General features: G+C 44.3%; 7 protein-coding genes. 2 read left to right on the forward strand and 5 right to left on the reverse strand.

All coding sequences use genetic code 11. From position 1 onward, the window contains the following. Positions 1–73: 73 nt before the first annotated feature. The 3 genes from F6K51_RS01350 to F6K51_RS01360 all read right to left on the reverse strand — a co-directional run bounded on the left by F6K51_RS01350 (position 74) and on the right by F6K51_RS01360 (position 3,291). On the reverse strand, positions 74–748 hold the full coding sequence (locus F6K51_RS01350) for a fasciclin domain-containing protein (protein WP_293017484.1): 675 nt from the start codon (positions 746–748) through the stop codon (positions 74–76). Between the two features lie 285 nt (positions 749–1,033). Beyond that, positions 1,034–2,305, reverse strand: coding sequence for a HAMP domain-containing sensor histidine kinase (locus F6K51_RS01355; RefSeq protein ID WP_293017485.1), 1,272 nt, complete (start codon positions 2,303–2,305; stop codon positions 1,034–1,036). 308 nt (positions 2,306–2,613) lie between these two features. Then, complete coding sequence (locus tag F6K51_RS01360; protein ID WP_293017486.1) at positions 2,614–3,291, reverse strand: response regulator transcription factor; 678 nt, start codon at positions 3,289–3,291, stop codon at positions 2,614–2,616. 458 nt (positions 3,292–3,749) lie between these two features. Between F6K51_RS01360 and F6K51_RS01365 the strand changes: the two genes are divergently transcribed. Beyond that, a complete protein-coding gene (locus F6K51_RS01365; protein WP_293017487.1) occupies positions 3,750–7,784 on the forward strand; it encodes a cobaltochelatase subunit CobN in 4,035 nt (1,344 codons plus the stop codon). A gap of 175 nt (positions 7,785–7,959) precedes the next feature. Here the strand turns inward: F6K51_RS01365 and F6K51_RS01370 are convergent, their stop codons facing one another. Then, positions 7,960–8,109: a hypothetical protein gene (locus F6K51_RS01370; RefSeq protein ID WP_293017488.1), complete on the reverse strand. Its 150-nt coding sequence runs from the start codon at positions 8,107–8,109 to the stop codon at positions 7,960–7,962. Positions 8,110–8,438: 329 nt separating this feature from the next. Here F6K51_RS01370 and F6K51_RS01375 point away from each other — a divergent pair, with 329 nt between their 5' ends. Beyond that, positions 8,439–8,915 (forward strand): CYTH domain-containing protein, encoded by a 477-nt coding sequence (locus F6K51_RS01375; protein ID WP_070392218.1) that lies wholly within the window; start codon positions 8,439–8,441, stop codon positions 8,913–8,915. Between the two features lie 64 nt (positions 8,916–8,979). On the opposite strand, the gene F6K51_RS38275 is transcribed toward F6K51_RS01375, so the two are convergent. Beyond that, on the reverse strand, positions 8,980–9,133 hold a 154-nt coding region (locus F6K51_RS38275; RefSeq protein ID WP_365939892.1), incomplete at its 5' end, for a DUF4351 domain-containing protein.

Consider the following 9,133-nt stretch of genomic DNA (forward strand, 5'->3'; position numbering starts at 1 on the left):
AATAATAAGTAGTCAAACGGACGGGATATAATTCCCAAAAACACCAAACTTATTGAGCTTAATTTTCTAAATCTTAATTTGGCCTGACTCCTGTTGGTTTTGGTTCCGATTGAGCATGAGATCTTGAGGGCAAAATTACATGGTTAACAACATGCATAATGCCGTTAGTGGCTTCAATATCTGCTTGAGTTACCTGGGCATTGTTGACATTAACATTACCGTCTTCACCCACGTGTACTGTCACCGCTTTTCCAGCCATAGTGATAATGTCTCCCGACTGGATTTCACTGCTAGGAACTGCACCACTTACAACATGATACTTTAGCAGCTTTACCAGTACCTCTTTGTTTTCTGGTTGTAGTAGACTGTCTAAGGTATTTGCTGGCAGTGCAGCAAAAGCGTCATCGGTGGGAGCAAAAACAGTGTAGGGTCCTTCACCTGCCAAGGTTTCCGTTAAGCCCGCTGCCTCAATTGCTTTGACAAGGGTTTGGAATTGATCATTGCTCGCAGCTTGCTCTACAAGGTTACTGGTTGTAGATTCAGTGTCAGCGGTAGCTGGCATTTCTACCTTTTCACCCTCTTGAACGGGTTTGCTCAAGGAATCGGGGGCACTTTCTACCATAGACTCAGTTGCACCATTGACAGGATCTTTAACTGAGTTTTCTGTTTTTTCTTGCGCTATTGCCGGGAAACTGATCAGAGCACTTAATCCCAGAATACCTGTTAGCAATTTAATGGGAGTTTTCATTTAGATCATCTCTCCTGAATGCTAGGTATGGTTGACGCTTTCCAACTAAACGGCTTCATATTTTGATATTATTACCCAAAAGTAAAAAAGTCGGTAATAAATTTAGAAATTAGGGAGTAGAAATTAGGGAGTAGGGAGTAGGGAGTAGGGAGTAGGGAGTAGGGAGTAGGGAGTAGGGAGTAGGGAATATGGCCTCAAAAATTATCACAATTAATTCCTACACGGATCTCTATATAATTCTTTATAATTCTTTCAAAAGAAAATCCCAACCTAGAGCCTATATTCCTAAACCAGCGGTAAACGTATCTGAAAGCAGCTACCAACCCCAACCTGAGACGTAAGGGTGATTTTTCCCCCATGACTGTGAGTGATTGCTTGAGCGATCGCAAGTCCCAACCCCGTACCCCTCTCTCGGTGAGAACGAGCTTTATCCGCACGCCAGAAGCGATCAAACACAAACGGCTGATGTTCAGGGGCAATACCAATGCCAGTGTCCTCAATCATGACCAGGGCATAGCGATTCTGTTTGGCAACAGTAAGAACCACTTTTCCTTGAGGGGGTGTGTATTGCAGGGCATTCTCTAACAAGTTGGAAAATAAACGGGTGAGTTGCCCTTCATCCCCAATTACAGAGACTGTTGTCAGGCCGTGATATTCTAAGGTAATCTGCTTATCTTGAGCAAATGATTCTAACAATTCCACCAAATTATGCAAAACTGTATTGAGGGAAATGGGGACTGACTTTCGGGTCGGAATTGACAAGGCTGCATCAGTGCGAGCTAAAAATAGTAAGTCTTCTGCTAAGTGGCTCATCTGGTCTGTAGCGCTAGCAATAGCCACTAACTTCTTAGCATCCTTGGGATGAATGCGCTCAGGATGATTTCGCATCACATCCACAGAGGCTTTAATTGCTGTCAAAGGACTGCGCAATTCATGGGACGCATCAGCAGTAAACTGTTTAAGCTTTTTAAAACTTTTCTCAATCGGCTCAAGAGCTTTCTGGGTCAGCCAAAGTCCACCAATACCAACAAACCCTAGAGCGATCATTCCTCCCATTCCTAATCCCCAAAATAGTTGGCTTTGGACAATTTCTACATCCTCTGTGGATTGACTGGCTCGAATATAGCCCTCTAGGGATGGTTGGCTTGGTTTCGAGGTGTCCTTAAAAACAGAAATTGTAAACGTCCTAATCGGCTCTGATGTCTCAGGGAGTTCTAGAGTCAACGAACCCAGTTTTGGCGGGAAAGTCAATACAATCGCACCTCGCCTTGCCAATAGTTTCCCCTGATCATCAAACCATTCTAAGCTTTGTTTGTCTCGGTTAAAGATATCTCGCCAGGGGACTTCATCAACTTGTTCAATGTATTGACTCCCTTTAACTTCTACTTCAGTAAATGAGGGGGCAGCAGATTGGGCTAAAGTCTGTAGTTTTTTGTCAAGTTGCTGGTATAGACTCTGTGTTAAAAAAACATACACACCCGCACCAAATACACTCAAAATTGCGGCCATTACCATCAGGTAATACAACAAAAGACGCCAGCGCAAACCTTTAAACATCTGGTAATTAGTAATTAGTAATTAGTAATTTTAGTAATTGGTAATCGTTAACTGACCCAACTATACTTGATATCATTCGTTGCTTCACGAATGCCGTCAACTTACCCTACGGGAAGGCCAAAGGCGAACAACCTGCCAACTTTCAACCTACCAACCTTAAACCTGCAACCTACCCTACGGGAACGCCAAAAGCGAACAACCTTGGCCAAAAGGCCACGCGCTTCGCAGCAAAGCGGGACTTCGTCCATCCCGTTCAACCTGCCAACTTTCAACCTGCCAACTTTCAACAGTAACAACTGAATATTGAATTAGGGATTTTCTTTGAGACGATAACCCAAACCATAGACTGTCTCAATCAAATCAGAGGGAGCTCCTGCTGCGTCGAGTTTCTGTCGTAAACCTCGGATATGAGCTTTAACGGTTGCTTCTTCTGGTAGTCGTTCAAAGGACCATAGGTTTTCCAGGATTTGAGCACGGCTAAACACACGGCGAGGATGGCGCAGGAAAAATTCTAGCAGAGCATACTCTTTCGGACTTAGGGACAAGAGACGGTCTTTATAGAAGACTTCACAGGTACTGGGATCAAGGCGGAGGGAATCCCATTCCAGTACAGGTGGTAAGGTAGTATTTCCCCGGCGCAGTAAGGCCCTAATCCTAGCGGACAACTCTCCTAAATCAAAGGGTTTGACTAGATAATCATCTGCACCAGCATCCAGTCCTACAATTTTATCACTGATGGTATCCCGAGCCGTCAGCATTAGAATGGGAGTAAGGTCGCCTTGGGAGCGCAACTTGCGGCAAAGGCTAATACCATCAATCTTTGGCAGCATCACATCTAACAAAATTAAATCATAGCTGAAGCTCTCTACTAGTTCCCTACCCTCTTGACCATCATTGGCAACATCCACGACATAATGCTGGTCGGTGAGGTCTTCAGCAAGGGCGTCGGTAATCCGCTCATCATCTTCTACTAGTAAAATCCTCATCTTCAGTACCTCTAACTCTAAATGATTACCTGACTTTTATCTTTGATTATGACCAATTTTTTGACAACTGTAGAAAAATTTGGGAGTTTTCCATGATACTGGTAAAATGATTGATAGTAAGTCAGGTTAATCAGTTACCAAATAGTGCCGGTATTTTTGGGAATGGCTTATGGGGAATCGTCAACTACAGCATTATTAGTTGATATCTAGAAATCAAACTAATAAAAATAGGGAACTTCGGCTCAGCAAAGTAGCGCTTTTTGATACTGTTTTCGTCAATTATTTTTCCCTTGTCCAAAGTTCTTTTGTCCGCAGTTGCCGACAACTGCGCCCAAGTCTAATTAGTAATTATTCTCAATCATGGCACGACTTACCCAAGGGCACTGGGAGGGTTAGCCGATCAGTACGATTATGATCAAATATGATCAAAGTGTAAAGAATTATTTCGAGCGGGTTCCATGAAACGCATTGTACTGATAGCAGGATTTGAATCCTTCAACGCTGACTTGTACCGCAAAGCTGCTGAGTTAGCTAGCTCCCGCTGTCCGGAACTGGATATTAGAGTATTTAGCGATCGCGAAATCACTGCCAACCCTGATACTGTAGAAGCTGCCCTCCAAGATGCCCAAGTCTTCTTTGGTAGTCTACTATTCGATTATGACCAAGTGTTATGGTTACGCGATCGCATTCAACACATCCCCATCCGCTTGGTATTCGAGTCAGCTCTAGAACTGATGAGCCTGACTCAAATTGGTCAGTTCAAAATTGGGGATAAACCCAAGGGGATGCCCAAGCCAGTAAAATTCATCCTGGACAAATTCAGCAACGGACGAGAAGAAGACCGCTTAGCAGGTTATATCAGCTTTTTGAAAATTGGTCCGAAGCTGCTGAAATATATTCCTGCTAGAAAAGTCCAAGACTTGCGCAATTGGCTAATTATCTACGGTTACTGGAATGCTGGTGGCTCAGACAATGTGGCATCTATGTTCTGGACCCTGGCAGAGAAATACTTACAGCTGAAAGTCGGAGAAATTCCGCCACCAGTGGAAACTCCAAACATGGGGCTACTCCATCCGGACTACGACGGGTATTTTGAATCCCCACGACAATACCTAGAATGGTACAAAAACTTTAAAGTTAAACAATTAAACGTTATTGGGCAAAGCCCTACCAGCCCGCTAGCTTCTCAACACAACCTTGGCCAAAAGGCCACGCTACGCTCTCAACCAACTAACCTTCAACCCACCAACCTTCAACCCACCAACCTTCAACCAACTAACCTTCAACCAACTAACCTTCAACCAACTAACCTTCAACCAACTAACCTTCAACCTGCCAACCCTAGAGAAAACCCTGTTGTTGGTATTCTGCTTTATCGCAAACATGTAGTTACAAAACAACCTTATATTCCCCAGTTAATTCGCTACTTTGAGGAAGCTGGATTAACTCCTTTACCGATCTTTATCAATGGTGTAGAAGGTCATGTAGCTGTGCGGGATTGGATGACATCTGCTTATGAAACCCAACAGCGGCAACTGGATAACGTGGAAACTCCTTCCCTCTCTCAAGACGCTGTAGAAGTTGATGCCATTGTTTCTACCATCGGTTTCCCGTTGGTAGGGGGTCCAGCTGGTTCTATGGAAGCAGGAAGACAGGTGGCTGTAGCGAAACGTATTCTCACTGCTAAGAATGTCCCTTATACTATTGCTGCACCCCTACTGATTCAAGATATTTACTCTTGGACAAGACAAGGCATTGGGGGGTTGCAAAGTGTCGTATTATATGCATTGCCGGAATTGGATGGAGCAATTGATACTGTACCCCTAGGTGGTTTAGTCGGAGAAAATATTTATCTGATTCCCGAACGAGTTAAGCGACTGACTGGACGGGTAAAGCGTTGGATTCAACTCAGACAAACCCCACCAGACCAAAGACGAATTGCCATTATTCTCTATGGTTTCCCTCCTGGGTATGGAGCAACAGGAACAGCAGCCTTATTGAATGTACCGCGATCGCTTCTTAAATTCCTCCACGCTCTAAAAGAACAAGGTTACACTGTTGGAGAATTACCAGAAGATGGGGAAGAACTAATCCGCTGGGTGAAAGCAGCAGACGAAGGGTTGAATGGTGACAGCTTGAATGGTGAATGTTCTAACCAGCAACATTCAACCAGCAACATTCAACCAGCAACCACCAACATTCAACCTTGGCCAAAAGGCCACGCTACGCGAACAACATTCAACATTCAACCTTCGACCACAGTTAACGTTAAAACCCTACAAGAATGGCTAGGCTACTTGCTAACTACCCGTATTGAAAAACAATGGCAATCCTTGACTGGTACAGGAATCAAAACCAATGGGGATGAGTTCGAGATTGGTGGGATTGAGTTAGGAAATGTCTGGATTGGGGTACAACCACCCCTGGGTATTTCTGGAGACCCAATGCGGCTGATGTTTGAACGAGACATGACCCCACATCCCCAGTACACGGCCTTTTATAAGTGGTTACAGAATGATTTTGATGCCCATGCAGTGGTGCATTTTGGCATGCATGGCACCGTGGAATGGTTGCCTGGTTCACCCCTGGGGAATACGGGGTATTCTTGGTCGGATATTTTGCTAGGAAATATCCCGAATCTGTATATCTATGCCGCCAATAATCCTTCAGAGTCAATGTTGGCCAAGCGTCGGGGTTATGGGGTGTTGATTTCCCATAATGTACCCCCTTATGGTCGGGCTGGTTTGTATAAGGAGTTGGTAGTGCTACGAGATTTAATCTCGGAGTATCGGGAGGATCCTGAAAAGAATTATGCCTTGAAAGAAGCAATTTGTAAAAAGATTGTCGATAGTGGGTTAGATACCGATTGTCCCTTTGAGGATGCTAAGCGCTTGGGAATTGCTTTCAGTCCAGAGAATGTCCAGATGTTTAGTGCTGATTCATTTAATCACTATCTTGTCAAGTTGTACGATTACTTGCTAGTGCTGGAACAACGGTTGTTTTCTTCTGGGCTGCACACTCTAGGTCAAGTGCCTGATTCGGAACAGTTAGAATCTTACCTCAGGGCTTATTTTGGGGAAGATGTCCCGCAAGGGATAATTCAGGCCATTGTCGATGGAGAATTTGAACCGCAAACACCAGACGGACGTGAACAGATCCAGGATGAGAAGGTTGAGGAGGCGTTACGGATTGGTGAGTTGTTGATGCAGACTGGGGAAGAGTTGACGAATTTGTTGCGGGGGTTGAATGGGGAGTATATTCCTCCAGCTCCTGGGGGGGATTTGTTGCGGGATGGTCCTGGGGTTTTGCCAACAGGACGGAATATTCACGCTTTGGATCCTTATCGGATGCCATCTCCAGCAGCTTATGAACGGGGCAGGGAGGTGGCCAGGAAAATTATTGCCCAGCATCTTGAGGAACATCAGGAGTATCCGGAAACTGTTGCGGTAATGCTATGGGGATTGGATGCGATCAAGACTCGTGGGGAATCCTTGGGGATTTTATTGGAGTTAGTAGGTGCAGTACCTGTTAAAGAGGGAACGGGACGGATTGTACGGTATGGTTTGATACCCTTAGCTGAGGTAGGTCATCCTAGAATTGATGTGTTGGCAAATCTCTCAGGGATTTTTCGGGATAGTTTTGTCAATATTGTTGAGCTGCTGGATGATTTGTTCCGTAGGGCGACTGAGGCAGATGAACCAGAGGAAGAGAATTTTATCCGCAAGCATGGGTTAGCGTTGCGATCGCAAGGGGTAGAGAATGTTTCTGCTCGGTTGTTTTCTAATCCAGCCGGGGATTATGGTTCTCTGGTCAATGACCAAGTAGTCGATGGTAATTGGGAATCCGGGGATGAATTAGCGAATACATGGCAAAGCCGCAATGTATTTAGTTATGGACGGCAAGATAAAGGTCAAGCCCGTCCGGAAGTCATGGAGCAGCTGCTAAAAAGTACTAGTCGTATAGTCCAGGAAATTGATTCTGTCGAATATGGGCTGACGGATATTCAAGAATACTATGCTAATACTGGAGGCTTGAAGCGAGCAGCCGAAAAGCAAGGGGGTAAGACCGTTAATGCCAGTTTTGTAGAAAGTTTCTCAAAGGATACTACACCCCGGAAGCTAGAGGATTTGTTGCGATTGGAGTATCGGACAAAGTTACTCAATCCCAAGTGGGCTGAAGCGATGGCCAATCAGGGGTCTGGGGGAGCTTATGAGATTTCCCAACGGATGACAGCATTGATTGGTTGGGGGGGTACAGCTGATTTTCAAGATAACTGGGTGTATGACCAAGCAGCAGATACTTATGCCTTGGATGAAGAAATGGCCAAGAGGTTGCGACAGGCAAATCCTGAGGCATTTCGCAATATTGTAGGCCGGATGTTAGAGGCAAATGGACGAGGATTCTGGGAACCGGATCAGGAAACCTTACAGAAGTTACGGGAGTTGTATGACCTCGCCGATGAGGAGATTGAAGGCGTGACGGCTGTAGGATAAGAGGGTGTGGGATGACCGGGTGTGGTAATCGGGTGAAAATCTTGCTCTTAGTCATCCCGGTTCCTAAACCTGAAAATCTTTAACTTACCCGTTCACCCTACACTCGTTTACCCTACATCCGTTTAGCCAATCAATAAGAGTCTGAGTATAGTTATTTTATCCTAACTATACTCGTTCACCAGATTTTATGGCCTTTGCCTGAATAGCCTTGTTCGCTAGAGTCTTTAGTTTGCTTTTCTAGCTCTTGAGCCAATTTTGCAAATTTTTTCATTTCATCAATTAATGCTGCTGCTCCACTCTTTTGGGTTGTTGATTGTTGGGACATCGATGTTTATCCTGATAATTTTACTTACATTAGTTATTGGCATTAGCCGCAACGATGAGTTCCTCTATGAGTTACTCTACGCAATTGGCTCTCTATTTTTATATTTCTTGCCAAAATAAAGGAATCCGGATTAAGTCTGGTAGTTTAATATGAAGCGATCGCTAACTAAATAGGCAAGATTGTAAACTTTTTGATTACTATAGCAATAAGCCGAATAGTTCGGAGTTACTCTGATTTTAAAATTGACAATCAACAATAGTCAATGAAAAATGGTTAATTTTAAAATAACCAATCACTAACAATACCCATTTACACTATACTTTGTACCCATGGCAACGGAAATTGAACGGAAATTTCTAGTAAAAGGCGAAGAGTGGCGGAAACTAGGCACTGGTAGTGTTTATCGCCAAGGTTACATTCGTACAACCAACCGCACTACTGTCCGGGTGCGCCTGGTGGGAGATCAAGGATATCTTACTATCAAAAGTCCCAAGGTGGGTTTTTCTAGAAAAGAGTATGAGTACCCTATCCCAGGCTCGGATGCTCAAGAAATGCTCGATACTTTGTGCCAGGGTCCCTTAATTGAGAAAACTCGTTATAAAATTGAACACGCTGGCTTGATTTGGGAAGTGGATGAGTTTGCTGGGGATAATCAAGGATTAATTTTGGCAGAAGTTGAACTAACTGATGAAAATCAGGACATTGAACTACCAGAATGGATTGGAGTTGAAGTCTCTGATGATCCGAGATACTTCAACTCCAATTTAGTTCAGCATCCCTATACTCAATGGTTACACAGAATCTAGGCTATAGGGTGTGGGGTGTGGGGTATGGGGGAAGAGAATTTGTACTTCTCTATCAGGAGTTATTTTAATTAGCCGCTTCGGGTGCTGGCAGATGGTCTGCTAATTGCTCAACAGATTCTACATCGATGGCCAGATCCATTAACTGTTCTAATTTTTCGACACTCAACCCCTTCACACGAGCTTGAATTTCAGGGGATAGGTCTCCAAAGCGCCTGTTA

The sequence above is a fragment of the Moorena sp. SIO3I8 genome (assembly GCF_010692325.1).
Lineage (GTDB): Bacteria > Cyanobacteriota > Cyanobacteriia > Cyanobacteriales > Coleofasciculaceae > Moorena.